The sequence below is a fragment of the Peristeroidobacter soli genome (genome assembly GCF_004138485.1).
Lineage (GTDB): Bacteria > Pseudomonadota > Gammaproteobacteria > Steroidobacterales > Steroidobacteraceae > Steroidobacter > Steroidobacter soli.
The window spans coordinates 51,129-73,215 of sequence record NZ_ML142848.1 but is presented as its reverse complement, the minus strand read 5'-3'; the positions used below and the strand labels follow the sequence as shown (position 1 = coordinate 73,215).

Below are 22,087 nucleotides of genomic sequence, written 5' to 3'. Positions count from 1 at the left end.
ACTCTGCCGGATGATGTGGGCCTCTCTCTGGTGCCGCCGGTCGCCGAGGCGACGAGGCCGACCGTGGTGGAATCCGTTTCACCCGGCCGGCGGGTGTGGGAGCGTTTCAAACGTCAGCGCCTCGGTTATTACAGCCTGTTGATCCTGGCCTCGATGCTGGCCATCAGCCTGCTGGCGGAGCTGCTCTCGAACGACAAGCCACTGCTGGCTCGCTACGACGGGCATTGGTATGTGCCGATCGTGCAGACCCTGTCGGAGGCGGATCTGGGCGGAGAACTGCTCACCGAAGCCGACTATCACGATCCCTTCGTGCAACAGCAGCTGACGGCACCGGGCAACTTCGCGTTGTTCACGTTCAATCGCTGGGGCTACAAGGCGATGAACTATTTCCCCGAGACGCCGCATCCCGCGCCGCCTTCCGCCAGCAACTGGCTGGGCACGGACATCATCGGTCGCGACGTGGCGGCCCGTTTGTTCTACGCGTTTCGACTGTCGGTGTTGTTCGGTCTGGCACTGACGGTGTCGGGAGTGCTGATCGGTGTGGCGCTCGGCGCTCTGCAAGGCTATTTCGGCGGGCGGGTGGATCTGGTCACGCAGCGCCTGATCGAGATCTGGGGCGCGCTGCCGGAGCTGTATCTGCTGATCATCTTTGCCTCGTTCTTCGAACCGAGCCTGTTGCTGGTGTTCGTGCTGTTGTCCGCGTTTGGCTGGATTTCGCTATCGGACTACGTGCGCGCGGAGTTTCTGCGCAATCGGCAGCTCGAGTATGTAACCGCGGCGCGTGCCATGGGGCTGACGAACTTGCAGATCATCTGGCGGCACGTCCTGCCGAACAGTCTCACTCCCGTGATCACTTTCCTGCCGTTCCGCATGAGCGCCGCCATCATGGCGCTCACGAGCCTGGACTTTCTCGGTCTCGGCGTGCCACCGCCGACGCCCAGCCTGGGCGAGCTGCTCGCGCAGGGCAAAACTTATCTATATGCCTGGTGGATCTCGGTGCCGACGTTCTTCGTGCTGGTGATCACGTTGTTGCTGCTCACATTCATCGGTGAGGCGCTGCGCACCGCGCTCGATACACGCGTGCGCGACAGCGCTGCGGCGGCATCATGACGGCGCCGCTGCTCGAGCTGGAAAAACTGTCGGTTCGCTTCGGCGATACCGTTGCCGTGCGCGATTTGTCTCTGGCCGTGCAGGCGGGGGAGCGTGTCGCGCTGGTCGGTGAGTCGGGCTCCGGAAAAACCGTCACCGCACTGTCGGTGTTGCGCCTCCTGGAGGAGGCCAGCATCAGTGGCGCCATCCGCTTTCAAGGCGAGGATCTGTCTCGCTATGACGATGAGCAGATCCGGACCCTCCGTGGCCGGGACATTTCCATGATTTTTCAGGAACCGATGTCGGCGCTCAATCCGGTGCTCACCATCGGCAAGCAGATCATCGAAACGCTCGTGCTCCATGAGGGCCTGAGTGCGAGACGGGCGCGCGAGGCGGCCATTTCACTGTTGGAATCCACCGGCGTCGCTGATCCCGCGCGTCGCGTCGACAGCTATCCTCATCAGTTGTCTGGTGGCCAGCGGCAGCGCGCGATGATCGCGATGGCGTTGGCGTGCAAGCCCAGACTGCTGATCGCCGACGAGCCGACGACGGCGCTGGATGTGACCATTCGCGCCAGGATCGTGGAGTTGCTGTTGAAGCTGCAGCAGCGCGACGGGCTCGCGGTGCTGTTGATTACGCATGATCTGCACCTGGTGAGAAAGTTCGCTCAGCGCGTCGCCGTGATGGAGCAGGGCGTGCTGGTGGAAGTGGCGCCGACCGAGCAGCTGTTCGAAGCGCCGAAACATCCGTACACGCGCCGTCTGATGGACAGTCAGCCGGTTCGCGCGGTCACGCCGGTCGAAGCCTCCGAACCCACCGTGCTTAAGGCTTCCGGCCTGCGCGTCGAATTCAAACATCGGCGCGGTGGCTGGCGTGAGCGATTCAGGCGCAATACGCTCGCCGCCGTCGACGGTGTCGACTTTCAACTTCGGCGGGGCGAAACGCTGGGCGTGCTCGGCGAATCAGGCTCGGGAAAATCCACGCTCGCGCTGGCGGTGCTCGGGTTGGTGAGGCCCGCGGCCGGCACGGTCGAATATGACGGTCGGGGAGTGAAGTACGCCAGCAATGCCTGGCGTGCGATGCGCGGCCAACTGCAAGTCGTGTTTCAAGATCCCTTTGGTTCGTTGTCGCCACGCATGACGGTCGAGCAGATCATCGGCGAGGGGCTGGAGTTGCATCGGCCCGAACTGACAGCGGCGCAGCGGCGGGCGGCGCTGATCGAAGTGCTGGGCGAAGTCGGGTTGCCGGAGTCGGCGCTGTCGCGTTATCCGCACGAATTCTCGGGCGGCCAGCGACAAAGGATTGCGATCGCGCGCGCGGTGGTGTTGAAGCCGCTCATCGTGGTGCTGGACGAACCTACCTCGGCGCTCGACGTTTCCATTCAACGCCAGGTGCTGGCCTTGCTGACCCGTCTGCAGCGCCGATATCAGTTGAGCTACATCCTGATCACGCACGACATCGCCGTTGCGAATGCGATGTCGCATCACCTGCTGGTGATGAAGGATGGCAAGGTCGTCGAGACGGGTGAGACACAGCAGCTCCTGGGCTCGCCGCGTCACACCTACACCCAAAGTCTGCTGAGAGCGGCCCAATGAGCCGGTTTACTCTGATCTTCATGCTGGCGCTGCTGGCACCGGGGGCTGAAGCGGCGCATGCCATTGCGCTGTACGGCGAGCCGAAATATCCGGCGGGTTTCCAACACTTCGAATACGCCGATCCGGACGCGCCCAAGGGCGGCACGCTGCGCTTGTCAACGTCCTATGAAGCGACCAACTTCGAAAAGCTCAACCCGTACACTCTGCGAGGCAAGGCGGCGCCAGGATTGATCGAGCTGGTGTTCGAGACGCTCGCGGTCTACAGCATGGACGAGGCGACCACGCAGTATGGATTGATCGCCGATGACATCGCCGTGGCATCTGACTTGCGCGCAGCGACCTTCCACGTGAATCCGGCCGCGCGCTTCTCGAATGGCGACCGGGTCACCGCGGCCGACGTGAAATATTCGTTCGATACGCTGACGGGCAAGAGTGCCGCGCCCCGTTTCCGGCTGTACTTCGCCGGCATCGAACGAGCCGTGCTGGTGGACGACATGACGGTCCGCTTCGAGTTCAAGCGCGCCAGCCATGAACAGGCGTTCGTCGCCGGCACACTGCCGGTGTTCTCGCCTCGCTGGGGCCAGGGCAAGCCGTTCGCCGATGTACAGACTGATGCGCCGATCGCGAGCGGTCCCTACGTGGTCGAGCAGGCCGACTATGTGCGCGGTGGCATCCGTTATCGACGCAACCCGAACTATTGGGCGGCCGACTTGCCGGTGCGGCGGGGCGCGTTCAACTTTGACGTCGTCAGCTACAAGCTGTTTCGCGACTATGACCTGCAAGTCGAAGCGTTCAAAGCCGGCGAGTTCGACGTCATGGTGGAGGGCAAGGCACGCAACTGGTGTTGCGTGTACACGGGCGGACGCTTCGCCGCCGGCGAGCTCACCAAGCGGCTGTTCCCGCACACCAACGTGCCAGGCATGAACGGCTACATCTTCAACTTGCGTCGCGAGCGCTTCCAGGACGTGCGCGTGCGCCAGGCACTGGCGCTGGCACTGGATTTCGACTGGATCAACAAGAACATCTTTTATGGCGAGTACAAACATCCGTACAGCTATTTCTCCAACAGCGAGCTGGCCGCGACCGGCGAGCCCTCGGCACAGGAATTGAAGCTGCTCGAGCCGTGGCGCGATCAGCTCGATCCCGCGGTGTTCGGTCCCATGGTGCCAAACTCCGCACAGGTTGCACCCACGTCGCTGCGTGACAAGCTCATCAAAGGTCAGCGTTTGCTCGCGGAGGCGGGCTGGACCTATCGTGACGGCGCCCTGCGCAATGCCAAGGGCGAGCCGTTCGTGCTCGAAGCCAGCTTGAGCGAGGGCATTCCCCTGCCACGTATCGAGACTTATCTGAGGAACATCGGGCGCTACGGAATCATCGTCAAACGCCGGCTCGGCGATCAGGTCGCGCAACGCAAGGCCATGCAGAACTTCGATTACGACATGGCGATGATCGTGTTCCGGGAGTCGCGGGTGCCGGGTAGCGACCTGCGTGCCAAGCTCAACAGTGCCGACGCCGACGTGCCCGGCTCGGAGAACACCATCGGCGTCAAGTCGCCCGTGATCGATGCGCTGATCGACAAGCTCTCGCTCGCGCATTCCGCCGATGAATTGAAAACGGTGGCTCGTGCGCTGGATCGTGTCCTCATGCATGGCTACTACGTGGTGCCGGAGCGCTATTCGTTCGAGCATCGCGTTGCTTACAACACCGCTCTGGCCTTCGCCGAACAATTGCCGGATTACTACGCTCCCTATGACTGGGTCTTGAGTCAGTGGTGGCGCAAGCCGGCTTCGCCCTCCCAGGAGATCATTCATGTCAGCTCAACCCGATGACCTTGCCGACGCCGAGCTGCGACAGCTCTGGTATACCCGATGCCCGGTGCCGACTCCGCTCGGATTGGCCGCGCAGTTGGGTTGGTTCAACGAGGAGTTCGCCGCCGACGGTATTCAGATCAGCACTCTGCAGGAAACCGAAGACGCGACAGTGCGCGAGTCGCACTACGATCATCATCTGCACAATTCGTTTCGCCAGGGCGGCAATGTGCCGCCGATCTGGGCGCGAGCGAAGGGCCGTGAGACACGCGTGATCGGACTGAACTGGGTCGATGAGTATCAAGGCATCCTGACGTTGCCTGGCTCGGGCATCCAGGCGCCGGCGGATTTGCGCGGGCGCCGGGTGGCATTGCCTCGTCATCACAACTCGATCGACCACAGTCGCGCCTCGGCACTGCGTGGCGTCGTGGTCACGTTGCAGCTCGCGGGTATCGACCCGAAGGAAGTCGAATTCATCGATGCCGACTACAGCGACTCTCCGCGGGCGCCCGCGTTCACGGGTGGCCAGCGTGCCGCCTATGGCAAGGAAGTCGAAGCACTCCTCGAAAAGCGTGTCGATGCGATCTTCGTCAAGGGCTCGCGGGGTATCGAAGTGACCGAGCAGCTGAAGGCACACGTGGTCTTCGACGTTCGCAATCATCCGGACCCGCGCGTGCGGGCAAACAATGGGGCGCCGCGCCCCGTCACAGTGGACTTGCATCTGTTGCAGACCCGACCGGACATCGTCACTCGCTTCTTGAAACGCATCGTGGATGTGGGAGCGTGGGCAGTCGCGCATCCAGGCGAGACGGTTGCGTATGTGGCTCGCGAAACGGGTTCGCGAGAGGCCGATGTGCGGCGGGCGTACGGCGCCGATCTGCATTTGCGTCAGGTCACCGATCTGGCCGAGTCCTCCATCGTGGCGCTCGAGGGCTACAAGAACTTCCTGTTGCAGTGGGGCTTTCTGGCGCAGGATTTCGATGTGCGCAACTGGATCGATCCGCGGCCGCTGGCGGCGCTCACCAAATAACCAACAAGAATTTGCTTCATGTCGAAGATCTGGCGGGTCATCAGGCTGATTCCCGAGTATCGCGGCCGCACGCTTGCCGTGCTGGCCGTGAGTCTGGTGCTGGGAGCGATCGGGGCGGGCACTCCTTATATCTACAAGCACATCGTCGACGTCATTGCGCGACTGCTCGGCGACGATGTGAGTGCCGCGCAGGCGGGCGGCTCGGTTACGACGATGATCGCTCTGTTCGTCGTGCTACGCGTCGCGGTCCTGATCTTCAACTTCGTGCAGGAGAAGCAGTCCGACGATCTGTGGATCGACATGGTCGGCGGACTGCGTCAGCGGGTGTTCGACAACATGACCCGCCTGTCTATCGACTACTACGAGCGTACCCGGGTCGGCGAGATCATGGATCGCTTCAACGGCATCACGCAGGTCACGATGTGGCTGCGAACTTTGATCGAGCAGAATCTGGCCAACGTCATGCAGATGCTGGTGATTGTCGCCGTGCTGGCGGTGAAGGCGCCGCCTGTCGCCGCATTGATGATCGGCGTGCTGCTGGTCAGTGTGACGGTGTCGATGCGGTCTTTCAAAGTGACGACGCCGTATCGGCGCGGATGGCAACGGCTGGCGGGGCGACTGTCGGGCCTGCTGGCGGAAATGGTCTCGAGCATTGCGACGGTGCGCAGCTTCGGCGGAGAACCGGCGGTGAAGCAGCGCTATGACTCGACTCAAGCTGAGTGGCGAGGCGTACGCGGCAAGATGCACATGGAGCAGTGGAAGCACAACACCCTGATCAACGCAGTGCAGACCATCGCCATCATCCTCGCGGTTGTATGGGTCACGCGTGGCGCGTTGGGTGGACGCTTCACCCCAGGCGACATTCTGCTGGTGCTGATGCTCTCGCAGAACCTGATCAACAGCGTGCAACCGTTGACCCGCCTGATCAATCAGACCGGCGATATCGAAACCAATGCCGAGCGTCTGATGGAGCTCATCGACGCGGACGCGGAGATTCTGGATGCGCCCGACGCCATCGACCTGGACGAGATCGAAACGCTCGAATTCGATCGCGTCAGCTTTGCCTATGGCGAACAGGCACGCGTCGTGCTCGCCGATGTTTCGTTCAAGCTGCATCGAGGACAGACGCTGGCACTGGTGGGCCTGAGCGGGGCGGGCAAGACCACCATCATCAAACTGCTGTTGCGGTTCTACGATCCCAGCTCGGGCCGCATTCTGGTCAACGGCGTGGATCTGAGCAGGTATCGTCAGCAGTCGGTCCGCGCGCGTCTCGGCGTCGTGCTTCAGGACGTGGCACTGTTCAACGATTCCATCGAGGAGAACATCGCCTTCGCGCGACCGAGCTCGACGCCGGAGGAGATAGCTGCCGCCGCTCGCGCGGCGCACGCGGATGAATTCATCGACGCCTTGCCCGAGCAATATCAAACATTGGTCGGCGAGCGCGGCATCAAGCTCTCCGGTGGCGAGAAGCAACGTATCGCCATCGCACGCGCCACGCTCAAGAAACCCGAGCTGATCATATTGGATGAGGCCACCAGTGCGCTCGATTCCCGATCCGAGCATCTGGTCCAGGCGGGGCTGCAACGCCTGATGAGCGGACGAACTGCCGTGGTCATCGCGCATCGACTGAGCACGGTGATGAGCGCGGATCTGATTCTGGTCCTGGAGGGTGGGCGCATCGTTCAACGAGGCACGCATGCAACCCTGGTGAATCATGCCGATGGGCTGTACGCGCGCTTGCACTCCATTCAAAGCGGGAATCGCGCGGATCTTGGCGTCGGCGAGCCCTTGCCGGTCTAATGGCGGCGCAACCTCAAAAAGCTGAGCAACGCGGCGATCGCTGCCATGGCTGCGGCAGTAGTCAGGGCGATCTTCGTGCCGCCTTCCAGATGAGTGCTGAATAGCAGGGCCACGATGGCAGCGCCACTGGCGTGCCCGAGCGAGCGCACCGTGCTCAGCATTCCAGCGGCGGCGCCGCTGCGCGAGCGGGGAGCCGATGACATCATCGTGCGGTTGTTGGGCGCCTGAAAGAAGCCGAAACCCAGTCCGCACAGTGCCATGCGCCACATGAGATCCCATGCGGTGCCATGCTCCGGGAATAGCGCGAGCAACACGAGTCCAGCCGAGAGCGCAATGAGCCCGAAGCCACTGAGGATCGCTGAGGAATGACGATCCGCAAGTCGCCCGGCGACAGGCGCCGCGAACGCGACGGCGACCGGCCACGGCGTCATGAGCAACCCCGTTTCCACGACGCTGCGGCCCAGTCGCTGAATCTCGAAGGGAAGCGCGACGAATGCTGCCATCTGCGCGAAAAACGAGCACATGCTGATGGCGAGCGACAGAGAGAAGATCGGCAGGCGCATCAAGTCAAAAGGCACGAGCGGGGCGGGCCTGTGGATCTCACGGCGAATCAGCAGCATGCCAAACATGCACGCTGCGCCGATCTGAAGTGCGGCGCCGGGCCGCGCGTTCTCGTGTATGAGCGATTGCAGCCCTGCGATGAGCAAACCGAACGTTGCGACGTGCAGTATCACACTCACGTAATCCAATGAACGGTGCGCGCGTTCGGTGTAGGGCAACGAAAACTGCGCGATTGCCGCCGCGACGATGCCGATGGGAACGTTGATGGCGAACAACCATCGCCAGTCCGCAATCGCCAGCACGGCCGCGCCCGCTGTCGGGCCAGCTGCCGCAGCCACGGCAGCCACCATCGCGTTGATGCCGGTAGCGCGGCCCAGCGTGTTCGCGGGATAGGTGAATCGAACCAGAGCGGCGTTCACACTCATGATGCCAGCGGCGCCGAGGCCTTGTACGGCGCGGGCAATCGTCAGCTCTAGCAGCGTGTGCGCGAGTGTGCACGCGAGTGAGGCGATCGTGAAGATGATCAGGCCTGCCTGGGAAACCCGTCGATAACCGATGATCTCTCCCAGCGACGCGAGCGGGATGAGCGCGATCAGAATCGCGATCTGATAGCTGTTGATGATCCAGATGGACGTCGCCGCACTCGTGTCGAGGTCTCGCGCGATCGACGGCAGAGCCACACTGACGATGGTGCTGTCCAGGACGCATATCGCGATCACCATCATGGTGGTCGCCATGGACCAGTAACGGCGCGGCGAGGGCAGGCCGTCTGGGTAGAGGGTGTGAGGGGTCACCGCCGGTCGAGGCCGTGATCAGCAAGAAACGTCGAGAGCAGATCGGCGACGGCGACGTTGTTCAGATCGGCGAACGGCAGATGCGTGTTGCCATCGAGCCCGGCCTCGGGCAACACCAGCACTTCGGCCTGGCCGCCGTGCTTGTTGACGATGTCGACGAAGCGGCGTGATTCCGCCAGTCGCGCCTGATAGACGGCGGATTGCTCGATGTTGTCGCCCCAGACGACTTGTATCGGAAAGCGCGTGAGCTTGCGAAATTCCTCGAGCGACACTTCGACCGGACCAAACGGTCCCTCGGGCACGTCGGGCCCTTCGCCCTGCGGGTAGACCCAGCCCACGTTCTCGTACGCCACGATGCCTTTGATGTTGTCACTCTTGAGTGCCGTGAGCAGAGCACGCAAGCCGCCCGCCGAATTCGTGAGTGCAACTGTGGGCCCGATACGATCCGCCAGTGCCGCAGCGGCATCGCTTTCCAGCTGCGCGTTCGCGACGGTGTCGAATTCATCGTAGCGGGCGCGCATGGCCTGATTCCAGGCTTCGGAATCGTTTTTCGGGAACTGCACATTTTCGAACCAGCTCGGATAGGTGAGGCCGAAGCGCCACGCGACGAAGTTCTGCTGATCGGCCCGCGCGCGCGGCGTGTACGTGGTTTCGGCGCAGCCCCAGTTGGCGCGGCCGACGCGTGGCCCGTCCCAAAGATAGACGGGGTAGCCACGCCTCACGAAGATGCTCTGGAAGCCTTCGCCACCATCCCATCGTCGTTGCCAGGCGACGGCACTGGCGCTGTGCCACATCAACAGATTCACCGCGCGGGCTCGAGGAGGAATCTGATATTCAGCGACACCGTGATCGCAATGGAGCGACGCCTTCCCGGGGTCGCCCACGATCTTTCCGCCGACGGCAATGCTTCCTTGAGAAGCGATGAGCAGCGGTTTTTGTGACGAGCAACCGGTGATGAGTGCCGCCGCGGCGAAAACGAATAGTCGTGCGATCACACGCATGAGCTTTGTCAGTTGGCGTTGACGGGCTGGCCTTCGCGAACATCAGGCGGCCGACGGGACATGGCGGCGACGATGGCGATTGCGCCGATGACCGCCGCGGAGGCATACACCGGGAAGTACACCGATCGGTCGAAGCCCATGCCGATGAGAGCGCCACCGACGTAAGGCCCGACGATCGCGCCGAGGCGGCCGATGCCGACCGTGAAGCCGACGCCGGTGCTGCGGTTCTCGACCGAATAGAAACGGGTGCTGGTGATGAGGATGCCGGTGAACGCAGCCTCGATCGTGAACATGCACGCCACGGCGAGCAGGACGAGTGGCAGTGGCGATTGGGTGAAGCCGAAGCCCATGAGCGCAGCGGCGCAGCCAGCAAGCATGATCGCTGTGGCGCGCGCGGCGCCGATCTTCGCTGCGAAAAGGCCCATGCACAGGACGCCTACGGAAGCCGCTGAGCTGGTCGCCATGCCGACGGCGATGGCCGCCTTGTCGGTGAAGCCCGCCATGACCAGCACTTGCGGTTTCCAGCCGGTGAGGAAGTAGCTGATGAAGAAGCGCGTGAACGATGCCAGCCACAGCAGCAGCGTCGCACGGATCAGTTGGGGCGACAGGATCGCGGCGATGCCGTCGAATGTTCGCACCTTGGCTTGCGGCCTCGGCGGCAGCTCGGTCAGCAGCGATTGGCCGAAGCGCTCGCGAATCTTGTTGACGCGCGCCAACGCATTCGGCGGCTGCCGCGCCAGCAGAAAGTTCACCGACTCGGGCAGGGCGGCGTAACAGGCAAGCGTCGTAATGCTGGTGACGATCGCACCCGTAAGGAATATTGCTCGCCAGCCATAGGTTTCGACCACGGTCGCGCCGATCGCGGCGCCCAGGATCGCGCCGATGGCAAAGCCGATGTGCACCAGGGCCAGAAAGAGGTTGCCACGTTTCTCGTTCGAGAACTCGACCACCATGATGCTCAGCGATGGCAGCAGCGCCCCGACGCAGGTGCCGACCATGAATCGGAAGATCATGAGTTGGGTCAGGTTCTGACTGGCGGCCAGGCCGAACATACAGATCGAGGAGGTGGTGGTGGCGGCGAGAATGATGGCGCGGCGGCCCACTTTGTCGGCTTGTGGCGCGACCAGGATGGCGCCGACCAGCATGCCCAGAGCGCCCGCGCTCAGGACGATGCCGAAAGCCTGCGGCGAGATGTTCCATTCACGCAGCAGCGTCGGCGCGGCGTAGGCGATCGAGGTGGTGTCGAGGCCATCGCAGATGTTCGCCAGCACGCACAGAGCGACGACGGCGATCTGCCAGAACGTGAGCGGCCCATCCTGGCCAATCGATTTCACCCCGGACGTGGAGGGTGCCGCCATACGATGCTCTCCTCTCTCAAATGGTTGGGCCGATGATATCAGCCTGTCTGATATTATCCATGCAAACTCGAAGCATCGCGAAGGCGCATCATGCGCATCAGCCCGGCCGCTGTGGCAGACCGAGCAACGTCGCCGGATTCTCGACCAGCATCGTGCGCAACTCGGCGGTGCTCAGGCCCTGCTCGTGCAACTGATGAGCGGCCTGCGCGATCAGATCGTCGGGGAACGGCCGATTGGCCTGGCCGCCGTCGCTGCTCAAAATCACTCGCGCCGGTCCGATCTCGCGGATCGCGTCATGATATTGCCGGACGGTGAAGCTGCCGCGCGGGCCGCTCAGGAAGTTGGCGACGAATTCGACATACGCGCCGAGCCCGGCGGCTTCTTTCATCTGCGCCATGCTCATGTTGATCGGATGGCCCATCGCGTGTGTCGCGACGATCCGCTCGATGCCTCGTCGCCGGGCCTCGCGAATGACGAGCAGCGCCTCTGCAGCGGACACATGACCGGTGGCCAGGGCGAGTTTGACGTTGCTATCACGAACCTGCGCGTGAGCGATGGTTTCTATCAGTGCGACGGTTTCAGGCAGAAGCACGCCGTCACGCGCGATGGGAACCGCCGGACGAGCGGGATTCTTCGACTGACGCACGTAATTCTCGGCATCCCAGGTCGGCATGCTGACGATGCGCGCATGCCCGCCAAGGACTTCGGCGAAATGATGTACCGCCTCGGGATTCAGGCCACCGACGGTCCGGTTGCTACAGAGCATGCCGAACACTTCAACACCAGGAACTGCCTTGCGAGCGAGATAAGCGAGGTGCGCGGTTTGATCGTAATGCTGTTTGATCACAAAGCCGCGCATGCCCGCGCGTTGCGCGCGATGGGCCATGTCGAGGACATCGAGCGAACGGGCCGCTTGATTGCTGTGGGGACCGAAACTGTCGGGGTCGAGATGGGTATGAACGTCGATAGCGTCGCGTAACAAGGCGCGTGCGGCGGGGCTCGCCTCCTGCGCATACGATGCCGCGCTCGTCACCAACGCCAGGCCGGCGCCCATCCCGATCAACTTGCGCCTGCTAACCGTGGGCATCGCGCGTTCTCCTGCCTGTACATACCGCGAATGCAACGACGGGCGTTTGAGAAAAGCGCCCGTCGTCGCCGCGGAGCTAGAAGGTCACGTCCAAGCCGAGCGAGTACTGACGTCCCACCTTATCGTAGTAGGCGCCGTACACCGGAGTGTTGAGCACCGTGTAGGGCGTCATCACCGGATCGCGATTCAGCGCGTTCCGGATCGAGCCGAACAGTCGGACCCGGTCGTTGATGGTGTACGAGCCGTAGACGTTGAACAGAACGTAGGAAGGAATATCGTTCTTGCTGATCGTCGGATTGCCCGGCGTGTTGTAGAGGTTGTCGAGTTTGCCCGCGCTGACGTGGACCGCTTGCAGCGTGGTCGACCAGGTATGGGTCTTGAAGCTGGTCGTCAGGTTGCCGCGGAAGTCCGGCACTGCTGCGAAGTTGGCTGCGCCATGCTCGCCGGCGCGGTCCACCGGAACGGCACCGGGCAGGCCGGTGTCGACGATCGAGTCCGTGACGAACGTGCCGGTGTAGCCGATGGTCCACGTGCCGTTGAACAGCTCATGCGAGTAGTCCAGCTGCAGATCGTAGCCTCGTTGCTCGAAGCTGCCGAGGTTGATCGAGCCCGCATTCAACGCGGTGGGATCGCCCGCCGCGTTGAACGTGAACAGGTTGCAGAAGGAGCGCACGCCGGAGATGCACAAGTTCGCGATGTTCGCACCGTTCAGATTGGTGATCGCCTTGTCGAGCTGGATGTCGTAGTAGTCGGCCGAGAAATTGAAACCCGTCAGCGGCCCGTAATTGGGCGAGAACACGAAGCCGATGGTCGTGGTGTCGCCTTCCTCGGCCTGCACGTTCACGTCGCCGCCCGCGGTCCGTTGCGGAATCACATAGTTGCGCACGGTCGGGTTGGCGGTGCCCAGATCGTTGATGTTGATCATCGTGATGTTGTTGGTCACGGCGGCGCCCGGGCTGTACAGCTCATTGATGGCGGGGGCGCGGATGTCGCGAGACTGACTCACGCGCAGGCGCAGGAAATCGAACGGTTCCCACACCAGGCCGGTCTTCCATGCTTCCATCCCGCCGACCGTGCTGTAGTCGGCGTAACGGTAGGCGAGGTTGAGGTCGATCAGCTTGGCGAAGCTGTTCTCGCGCGCCAATGGGACGATCGCTTCGACATAGCCTTCCGACACGTCGAAGGAACCCGAGTACGGCGAGTTGTTGCCGGTGAAGAATCCGCCCGCCGTGGCGATCGGATCCGCCGTCACATCTTCCTCTTCATCGCGATATTCGACACCCGTGGCAACGGCAATCGGGCCCGCCCAGGTGGCGAACAGCTTGCCGCTCAGATTCGCGCCGAAGGTCTTCTGTTTGTAGACCACTTCGGCGTGCGGATTGCCCTGGAAATAATCGCGCGCTTCGGCCGAGGTGTTGCCTTCGCCGAACAGATTGAGCGGGACGCAGCCGGCGGCGGCGGCATTGAAGCGGGCGTGGCCGGGAATGGTCGCCGCGCAGACGATATTGCCGTTGCCGTCGCGGACCGCGTCTACCGCGAATGCCAGATTGGCCGTGATGGGATTGTTTTCGGAATCGTAGTTGTAGTCGTTGCGCCCATAGGAAACGTGCGCATCCCAGTCCCAGCCGTTGGCGAATGAACCCTCGAGGCCCGCCGAGAAGCGCGGCGATTTGTTTTCGACGTCGTAGGAGTTGTTGCCAAGGTCGTTGCCCTGACGCGTCATCCGGAAGCCGCCGACACCTTGCGCGGTCATCGCATCTCGGACGGCCGTGGGCAGGAACGCGTTGTCCGCTCGAATGAACAGCTGTGTGGAGGTGAGGCGCGGTTGGGCCGCCGTCAACAATCCCTTGGACTGCGAGTAGCCGAGCGATGCGTAGCCATACAGACGGTCGCTGAAGTCAAAGCCGAAACGAGCATAGGTCGAGGCACGTTCGACGCCAGGGACCTGCGACACGCCTTTGGTGATGGACTCGCCTTCGCCGCCGATCATGGTGCTGGAGGTGGCGCCGGGCGCCAGCGGATAGCCGTATTGGAACGGACGAATCGAGCCGTCGGGATTGAAGGTCTGACCGGTCAACGTAAATGCCGCGTTGGCCGTGTTGGCGGCATTGCGGCCCTGGCCGATGACGCCGCCGACACCGAGCGCGGTATGGACGTTGTCGCCCCAGGTGAGCGAGGGGTTGCCGGGTGTCGAAACGATCATGGTTTCGCGACGGCCCCAATCGCGGGTGTAGATGTCGCCCATGCCTTCGCTGTCGACCCAGTCGGCGCTGAAGACCACATGCGCGCGACCGCTGTCCGAATTCCAGCCGCCGAGCACGCCGACGCGATTTTCCTCGGCATCGCCTTCTTCGGAGATGCCGGTCTGCGCACGCACGCGGACACCGTCGAATTCACGGCGCAACAGAATGTTCACGACGCCGGACACGGCATCGGAACCATACTGCGCCGAGGCGCCGCCGGTGACGGTTTCGACCCGTTCCACCATCAAGGTCGGGATCAGATTCAGATCGGTCGTGGTCGGCACGGACAGATTGCTCGCCGGCGCGAAGGGCACGATGCGCGAGCTGTCGACCAGCACCAGCGTTCGCTGCCCGCCGAGGCCGCGCAGGTCGGCGGTCCATTGACCCGGGCTGGCCGTGTTGACCGCGTTCGAATTGGGATTGCGAGTGCCCTTGACCATGCCGGTCTGTTCGAGAATTTCGCCCAGGCCGGTGGCGGCCTGATTGTCGATGACCGCGGCGTTGATGACGTTGGTCGGGCTGGGTGCCTGATAGCCGTCGCGGGCCGCGCGGGTACCGGTGACTACGATTTCCACGAGCTCCGCCGTTTCCGGCGCAGGCGTGTCCTGCGCCAGGGCGGGCATCGCGCCCAGAGCAGTCGCTGCCAGCAGCGTCTCACGCAACGGCATCCCCATGCGCGAACCCCGCGCGGGAACGTTCCTTTTCTTCAGCATCTTTCCCCCTTATCTGCATCTGCAGAGCTGATGATCTGTTTCGATCTTATGTAAGCCGAGCTGATATCAGCTAAGATGATATATGGCGGGCGGCTTGTCAACGCACATTGATCAGCCTGGCTGACATAGCTACAGTTCTTTCATGGCAATGAGACATACACACACCATCGACGGCCGCCCGGTCGACGGAGTCGGGCTCTTCGATGTCATCAACCCGGCAACCGCCAGTGCGTTCGCTCAGGCGCCGGACGCAAGTCACGCGCAGCTCGACCTGGCGGTGGAGGCGGCACGGCGCGCGTTCCAACGCTGGCGAGCGGTTCCAACGGCGAGCCGACGAGAAATCCTGTCTGGATTCGCCGCGGCGATTCGCGCCGAGACGCAGATCCTCGCACCGCTGTTGACTCGTGAGCAGGGCAAACCGCTGGCGGCGGCGGTTCGCGAGATCGAATCCACCGCGGCTCGAATCGAAGGACTGCTCGCATTCGAGTTGACTCCCGAAACGTTGCGCGCCGATGAACGCGGCCGTGTGGTACTCGATTACCAGCCCATGGGAGTGGTGGGGGCGATCGCGCCCTGGAACTCGCCCGTGTTGCTGGCGACACAGATTGCCGCGCAGGCGCTGGTGACCGGCAACAGCGTGATCCTGAAACCCTCGCCGTTCACGCCGCTCGCGACGCTGCAGCTGGGAGAGATTGCAGCGAGGACCTTGCCGCCAGGCCTCTTCAACACGCTGTCCGGAGGCAACGATCTGGGCCGATGGATGACCGAACATCCCGGCATCGACAAGATCGGCTTCGTGGGCTCGGTCGCGACCGGCAAACGCGTGCTGGCCAGTGCCGCCGCGTCGAATCTCAAGCGGGTGTCACTCGAGCTCGGCGGCAACGATGCCGCCATCGTCCTGGCCGACGCCGAGGTCGAGACGATCGCGCCGAAAATTTTTTCGGCGGCGTTCGCCAACAGCGGCCAGCGGTGCATGGCCATCAAACGAGTGCTGGTGCACGAGTCACTACTCGACCGGCTCGGTGCGGCGCTGGCCGAGTTGGCGAAACAGGCGAAAGTCGGCGATGGCTTCGAGCCGGGGGTGGAGCTGGGGCCGGTTCAGAATCGCCCCCAGTTCGAGCGTGTCCTGGGTCTGATCGACGATGCACTGAGTCGGGGCGGGCGCGCGCTGGCGGGAGGCGCGGCGCTGAACAGGCCCGGCTACTTCATTGCGCCAACCATCATCACCGGCGTTGCCGAAGGCACGCCCCTCGTGGACGAGGAGCAATTCGGACCGGTGCTGCCACTGATGACGTTCAGTGAGATCGATGAAGCGGTGACCCGCGCCAACGCGACTCGCTTCGGTCTGGGCGCCTCGGTCTGGAGCGGACATCCGGAACGTGCCGTGCAGATCGTGCAGCGGCTCGAGGCGGGCACAGTCTGGATCAATTCTCACGGCGGTTCCTTGCCGGAAATTCCTTTCGGCGGCTGCAAGGAATCCGGTATCGGCCGCGGCATGGGGTTGATGGGGCTGAAGTCATACGTAGAACCGCGTGTCTCGTATCTCCCATGAGTGGATGAGCGCGCCGGAGTTATATACTGCTCCGAACCGACACGATTGGAGCACGATGACCGGCATGGCGAAAAAACAGCCACCCTCGAAAAACGCGCGCAGCGGTGCCGCCCGGGCCCCGTTCCGCACCCTCTACCTGGTCAAGCAGGTTCAGTACAAAACGTTCCTGCGCCTGGAGGCCGCTCTGCAGCCGCTGGGAGTCACCACCACCCAGTTCCGTATCCTGACGGCGCTCTCGCGCGGCGACAACAAACGCTCCTCGGCGGAGCTGTCGCGCCTGTTCGGCGTCAAGCCGCAGACCATGATCAAGCAGATCGTGAATCTGGAGGGCAATGGCCTGATCGAGCGCAATCTCGCCAAGGGCAGCAAGCGCGTTCTGGAAGTTTCGATGACCGAGGCGGGCCGGGGCACTCTGCGCGCCTGCGACAAGGCGGCCACGGCGGTGGAAGCGGCCATTTTTGCCAGCTTCGAGCCAGGCGAGCTCGAGTCGTATCGCGCGCTCATGGAGAAGGTGCTGGCCGGGCTGCACGACATTCCCGACAACGAGGAGGAATGAGGAATAAGTTATCAGCTTGGCTGATTTTATTTGATCAGCCAGGCTGATTGAATTATGGTGGCGCTCATGGGTTCGCGTTTCCCTTCAGGAGGGATATAAGTTGACTACCTCTGAGCAACTCGTGTTGCAGCCACCGCTGGCCACTGTGCTGGTGGAAATCGACGAAGGCATCGCCTGGGTCACTCTCAACCGGCCCGACAAGCGCAATGCCATGAGTCCGGCGCTGAACGACGAGATGGTGCGGGTGCTGGATGCACTGGAGATCGACGATCGGGTCGCGGTGGTGGTGTTGACCGGCGCCGGCGATGCGTTCTCCGCCGGCATGGATCTGAAGGAATTCTTCCGCGATCTGGATCCGCTGCCGTATTCCAAGAAAATGCGCATCAAGCGCTCCGCGTGGCAGTGGCAATGGAAGATGCTGCTGACTTATCCGAAGCCCACCATCGCCATGGTCAACGGCTGGTGCTTCGGCGGAGCGTTCACACCGCTGGTGGCGTGCGATCTGGCGATCGCCGCCGAAGAAGCGCAGTTCGGGCTCTCTGAAATCAACTGGGGCATCCTGCCTGGCGGCCAGGTGACCAAGGCGATCACTGCCGTGATGTCGCATCGGGATGCCATGTACTACGCCCTGACCGGCAAGACGTTCGATGGCCGCAAAGCTGCGGAGATGCGCTTGGTCAACGAGGCCGTGCCGCTCAGCGAGCTGAAGCAGCATACCCGTGAGCTCGCGACGCTCCTGCGCAGCAAGAACCCGACGGTCCTGCGTGGCACGAAGATGGCCGTGCGCATGGTGCAAGAGATGCCGTGGGAAGTATCGAACGATTATTTGTTTGCCAAGAGCGCGGAATCGCAGTTCCACGATCCCGAGCGGGGTCGCAGTCAGGGGCTGACGCAGTTCCTCGACGAGAAGAGCTATCGGCCCGGCCTGTCGGGTTACAAGCGACCGGAGTAACTCGTGTCGATCAGTCGGCTTCTGCGTCCTCGCAGCGTGGCGATCGTAGGTGCATCTTCGACTCGGGGCTCGCTCGGCGCGGGCGTGCTGGCGAACCTCGATCGATTCAGCTTCGCCAAACCCCTGCATCTGGTGAATCCCCGCTACGACCGCATCGGGGATCGTCGCTGTGTTCGTTCCATCGCCGAGCTCCCCGACGGCATCGACTGCGCGGTACTGGCCATTCCACAAGCTCACATAGCGGATGCGGTACGTGCCTGCGCCGAAAAAAACATCGGCGGCTTGATCGTGCTTGCCGGCGGTTTCGCTGAAGCTGGCGAAGAGGGCAAGCGTGCGCAGCAGGAGATCGCGGCCATCGCGCAGAGCGCTGGCATCGCTCTGCAGGGGCCGAACTGCCTCGGATCGATCAACTATGTCGACAGCGTCCCGTTGATGTTCGGCGTGGCGCCGTTCGAGGCGCTCGGCGATCGACCGGGCGTTGCAGTCGTTTCACAAAGTGGCGCGATGGCTTCGGCCGTGAGAGTTGCTCTGCAGGCACGCGGCGTCGGTGTGTCATATTCGGTGTCGACCGGCAACGAAGCGTCGCTCGGCGCAGAGGACTTCCTCGAAGAGTTCATCGGCGATCCTCATACGCGAGTCATCGCCATGTTGATGGAGCAGATCCGTCGGCCGGCGAGATTCCTGGATCTGGCCACGCGTGCGCGCGAGGCCGGCAAGTACGTCGTCTTGCATCACCTCGGGCGCAGCGCCGCTGGGCGTGATGCGGCCAAGACTCACACCGGCGCGTTGTCCGGTGATTATTCCGTCATGGCGGCGCAGGTGACGGCGCGTGGGGTTTGTCTGGTCGATAGCCTCGAAGCGTTGATCGATGTTCCCGAGCTGTTGATCCGTTTGCGGAATCCGCGCGCCGCCGGAGGGACTGCGATCGTCGGCGAATCTGGAGCCTTCAAGGGTCTGGCGCTCGATTTCTGCGAGACGGTCGGGCTGCAGTTGCCGCCGTTGTCCGCTTCGACTCATGCAGCGCTGGTGAGTCAGCTGCCGGTTTTTTCTCCGCCCAGCAATCCGCTGGATCTCACGGCGCAGGCCATGAGCGACACCGGCCTGTACCGCAGAGTGCTGGAGCTGATCGCCGTCGATGCAGCCTTCGGCAGTGTCGTCCTCACCCTATCGTTGCCGAGCGCCGAGTCGGCCGATCGCAAGTTGCCGCTGATCATCGAGGCCTTGCGTTCGCTCGATGGCAAACCGGATGTGGTCTTTGCCATGTTGGGCGAGGACTGTCCGATCCCGCAGACGTACGTGGAGCAGATCAGAAGCACAGGCACGCCGTTCTTTCGATCGCCCGAGCGCGCGTTCAGAGCGCTGGCGGCCGTGAAGCGACTGGCGCGTTCGTTTGACGTCACGCCCGCCGTTGCGCGCGCTCTCGAAGCGCCGCTCGATGCGGGGATGATTCCCGAATACCGTGCGAAGCAGTTGCTCGCGCGTCGCGGCTTGACGATGCCTGCGAGCCGCTTCGTCGTGTCATTCGAAGAGGCGCTGAAGGCTGCGGACGAGCTCGGCTTTCCGCTCGCTCTGAAGGCACAGTCGAGTCAGCTGCCGCATAAATCCGAAGCGGGCGCCGTGGCGCTCGATATTCGCGACGACGCCTCGTTGCGGTCGGCGTGGACTGCGATGAAACAACGGTTGTCGCTCGAACGGCCCGGCGTGTCGATCGATGGCATGCTGTTGGAACGCATGAGCGAGGCGGGCATCGAGATCATCATCGGTGCGCGCAACGAGGCCGGCTGGGGTCCCGTCATCATGGTCGGGCTCGGCGGCATCCTCACGGAGTTGCTGCAGGATGTGGTCTTCATTCCGGCAGGCGTGGGACGTGCGCAGATCGAGCAGGCATTGCGCTCACTCAAGGGCGCGAAGCTGTTCGACGGCTATCGGGGCGCGCCGCCCGCGGATCTCGACGCGGCCATCACCGTGGTCGAAATCCTGAGCACGTTGCTGCTCCAGCATCCCGAGATCGTCGAAGCGGATCTGAATCCGGTCAGGATTCATCCACGAGGGCAGGGAGCGACTGTGCTGGATGCGCTGTTCGTCGTGGGGAACTCATGAACGGCGCGCCCATCGAGGTCTGGAGAGGTTGCGCCAATGCCTGGGAGTGCGACCACGTCGGTCACTTCAACACGCGCTACTACGTGACGCGCGTGGAGCAGGCACTTGCCGGTCTCGCGCGATGGCTCGGGCTCACGGATGTCAATGACGGCTCGGGCGCACATCATCTATTCATCAAAGCACAGCACATGCGCTTTTTGCATGAGGCGCGAGCCGGCGCGGCCCTGCATGCGACAGCGCAAGTGCTCAGCTGGGGCCACGACGATGCGGTGGTATTGTTTCTGTTGCATCACTCCAATTCCGGCAAGATGGCCGCGACGTTCCGGCTTTCGATCGGTTACATCGAGCGCGACAGTGGCCGGCCTGAAGCCTGGCCCGCACAGGCGACGCGTGCGGCCAGCGCTTTGATTTGCGAAGCGCCCAGTGAAGCGAAGCCGCGCAGCCTGGTTCTCGATCACGTCGAGGTCACCGCCTCATTGGAACGGGCGCGGCAATTGGGAATGCGTACGACTGGCGTCGGCACGATCATGCCGGACGGCTGCGATGTCCACGGCTACTGGCGGATGTCGTCATTCATGGGGCGTGTTGCCGATAGCATTCCTCACTTGCGAAATGGCGATTGGCGCGACGTGCTCGCGCGCACGATGCCAGGCGGAACATCGCGAGTCGGCTCGGCGCTCATCGAGTTTCAGACCGTGCACGTACGCTGGCCCAAGGCAGGCGACGGTTGTGAAGTGCGTTCGGCGCTCGCGGGCTGCACGGACCGAGTCACCCACGCTTCACATTGGCTGCTCGACCCGGAGACGGGTGCGCCCTGGGCAGCCGTCAGGACGGTGGGTATCGCGCTGGATCTGGATGCCCGGCGGTCCATTCCGTTGACCGCCGAGGCACAGGCCGCTTATCGCGAAGCTAGCGTGGCAGGCTTGGCTCTGTAAGCGCGGGTTGCTTCTTCAAATGAAAGATCTGTCGCGCTTCCTCGGGCGTCGCGACGGTTAGATCGAGGCACTCCAAGAGTTTGCGGGCGCGTTCGACCAGCTGACCGTTGGTGGCGAAGACGCCGCGCGAAAGATACAAGTTGTCTTCCAGGCCCACCCGGACGTGTCCACCCAGCAGCGCTGTGTGCGCCAGCATCGGCATCTGTTCGGTGCCGATGCCGAATGCTTGCCACACGGCGTCGGACGGCAACAGGTTGCGCTGATAGAGCAACGGCTCGATGCCGCTCGGCGCGGTCCATTTGACGCCGAACACCATCTGAAACAGCGGCGGGCCGTCGATCAAGCCTTCGGCGATCAGTTCCTTGGCGAGCACGATGTTGCCCGCGTCGAACACTTCCAGCTCCGGCTTCACGCCGAGCTCTTTGAAGCGCCTGGCCATCAGGCGCATGGAGTGCGGCGTGTTCATGTAGATGGCTTCGAAGCGGCCATAGTGACGGTTGCCGGCGGTGATATCGAACGACGCCAGCTCCGGCAGATTGCGCTCGATGTGGCGCATCCGCTTGGGAACGGGGTAGATTTTGGAGTACGGCCCGGGGCGCGACTCGTCTTCGGGATCGGGCACGAACAGCGCACCCATGCCGCAGGTCAGGTTGATGACGACATCGACGCCGCTCGAACGCACGCGATCGACCACTTCGTCGAACAGCCGCGGGTCGTCGGAGCTCATTCCCGTCTCGGGATTGCGCACGTGGATGTGAACGACGGAGGCGCCTTCCTTCGCCGCCTCCAGACAGCTGTCCGCGATCTGGGCCGGGGTGATCGGGATGGCGGGATGACGGGGATGCGGGCGTCCGCCGCCGGTGACGGCACAGGTGAGGACCACTTTCCGGCTCATGCAACGACTCCTTTGACA

16 protein-coding genes are annotated in these 22,087 nt (G+C 63.1%); 10 read left to right on the top strand and 6 right to left on the bottom strand.

The features are described from left to right. Positions 1-15: 15 nt before the first annotated feature. The 5 genes from EKO19_RS00320 to EKO19_RS00300 are packed head-to-tail and all read left to right on the top strand — an operon-like array spanning position 16 to position 7,322. Positions 16-1,110 carry an ABC transporter permease gene (locus tag EKO19_RS00320; RefSeq protein ID WP_407676631.1) on the top strand — a complete coding sequence of 365 codons (1,095 nt, stop codon included), beginning with the start codon at positions 16-18 and terminating at the stop codon, positions 1,108-1,110. Next, positions 1,107-2,684, top strand: coding sequence for an ABC transporter ATP-binding protein (locus EKO19_RS00315; protein ID WP_129774426.1), 1,578 nt, complete (start codon positions 1,107-1,109; stop codon positions 2,682-2,684). The genes EKO19_RS00320 and EKO19_RS00315 overlap by 4 nt, the downstream gene beginning before the upstream one ends. After that, positions 2,681-4,513 carry an extracellular solute-binding protein gene (locus EKO19_RS00310; RefSeq protein WP_129774425.1) on the top strand — a complete coding sequence of 611 codons (1,833 nt, stop codon included), beginning with the start codon at positions 2,681-2,683 and terminating at the stop codon, positions 4,511-4,513. Before EKO19_RS00315 ends, EKO19_RS00310 begins: the two co-directional genes overlap by 4 nt. Further along, positions 4,494-5,522: an ABC transporter substrate-binding protein gene (locus tag EKO19_RS00305; protein WP_129774424.1), complete on the top strand. Its 1,029-nt coding sequence runs from the start codon at positions 4,494-4,496 to the stop codon at positions 5,520-5,522. The genes EKO19_RS00310 and EKO19_RS00305 overlap by 20 nt, the downstream gene beginning before the upstream one ends. Before the next feature lie 18 nt (positions 5,523-5,540). Then, a complete protein-coding gene (locus EKO19_RS00300) occupies positions 5,541-7,322 on the top strand; it encodes an ABC transporter ATP-binding protein (RefSeq protein WP_129774423.1) in 1,782 nt (593 codons plus the stop codon). Here the strand turns inward: EKO19_RS00300 and EKO19_RS00295 are convergent. The 5 genes from EKO19_RS00295 to EKO19_RS00275 all read right to left on the bottom strand — a co-directional run bounded on the left by EKO19_RS00295 (position 7,319) and on the right by EKO19_RS00275 (position 15,079). After that, a complete protein-coding gene (locus EKO19_RS00295; protein ID WP_217705051.1) occupies positions 7,319-8,677 on the bottom strand; it encodes an MFS transporter in 1,359 nt (452 codons plus the stop codon). The genes EKO19_RS00300 and EKO19_RS00295 overlap by 4 nt on opposite strands. Further along, the gene (locus EKO19_RS00290; protein WP_129774422.1) at positions 8,674-9,678 is read right to left on the bottom strand and encodes an alpha/beta hydrolase; all 1,005 of its coding nucleotides are present in this window, start codon (positions 9,676-9,678) and stop codon (positions 8,674-8,676) included. Before EKO19_RS00290 ends, EKO19_RS00295 begins: the two co-directional genes overlap by 4 nt. 8 nt (positions 9,679-9,686) lie before the next feature. Beyond that, the gene (locus EKO19_RS00285) at positions 9,687-11,036 is read right to left on the bottom strand and encodes an MFS transporter (protein WP_129774421.1); all 1,350 of its coding nucleotides are present in this window, start codon (positions 11,034-11,036) and stop codon (positions 9,687-9,689) included. Positions 11,037-11,133: 97 nt separating this feature from the next. After that, a complete protein-coding gene (locus EKO19_RS00280) occupies positions 11,134-12,123 on the bottom strand; it encodes a DUF6282 family protein (RefSeq protein ID WP_129774420.1) in 990 nt (329 codons plus the stop codon). A gap of 76 nt (positions 12,124-12,199) precedes the next feature. Beyond that, entirely contained in the window at positions 12,200-15,079 is a 2,880-nt protein-coding gene (locus tag EKO19_RS00275) for a TonB-dependent receptor plug domain-containing protein (protein WP_129774419.1), read from the bottom strand. A gap of 142 nt (positions 15,080-15,221) precedes the next feature. On the opposite strand from EKO19_RS00275, the gene EKO19_RS00270 reads away from it, so the two are divergent. The 5 genes from EKO19_RS00270 to EKO19_RS00250 all read left to right on the top strand — a co-directional run bounded on the left by EKO19_RS00270 (position 15,222) and on the right by EKO19_RS00250 (position 21,174). Beyond that, complete coding sequence (locus EKO19_RS00270) at positions 15,222-16,631, top strand: aldehyde dehydrogenase family protein (protein WP_217705050.1); 1,410 nt, start codon at positions 15,222-15,224, stop codon at positions 16,629-16,631. Positions 16,632-16,686: 55 nt separating this feature from the next. After that, positions 16,687-17,187 (top strand): MarR family winged helix-turn-helix transcriptional regulator, encoded by a 501-nt coding sequence (locus EKO19_RS00265; RefSeq protein ID WP_157995032.1) that lies wholly within the window; start codon positions 16,687-16,689, stop codon positions 17,185-17,187. 100 nt (positions 17,188-17,287) lie between these two features. Then, entirely contained in the window at positions 17,288-18,139 is an 852-nt protein-coding gene (locus tag EKO19_RS00260; RefSeq protein WP_246038803.1) for a p-hydroxycinnamoyl CoA hydratase/lyase, read from the top strand. A gap of 3 nt (positions 18,140-18,142) precedes the next feature. Continuing rightward, a complete protein-coding gene (locus EKO19_RS00255) occupies positions 18,143-20,239 on the top strand; it encodes an acetate--CoA ligase family protein (RefSeq protein WP_129774416.1) in 2,097 nt (698 codons plus the stop codon). Next, positions 20,236-21,174 carry an acyl-CoA thioesterase gene (locus EKO19_RS00250; RefSeq protein ID WP_129774415.1) on the top strand — a complete coding sequence of 313 codons (939 nt, stop codon included), beginning with the start codon at positions 20,236-20,238 and terminating at the stop codon, positions 21,172-21,174. The genes EKO19_RS00255 and EKO19_RS00250 overlap by 4 nt, the downstream gene beginning before the upstream one ends. Here the strand turns inward: EKO19_RS00250 and EKO19_RS00245 are convergent. Then, positions 21,149-22,069, bottom strand: a complete 921-nt coding sequence (locus tag EKO19_RS00245; RefSeq protein ID WP_129774414.1) for a beta-keto acid cleavage family enzyme — start codon at positions 22,067-22,069, stop codon at positions 21,149-21,151. The two genes, EKO19_RS00250 and EKO19_RS00245, sit on opposite strands and share 26 nt — an antisense overlap. Positions 22,070-22,087 lie beyond the last annotated feature (18 nt).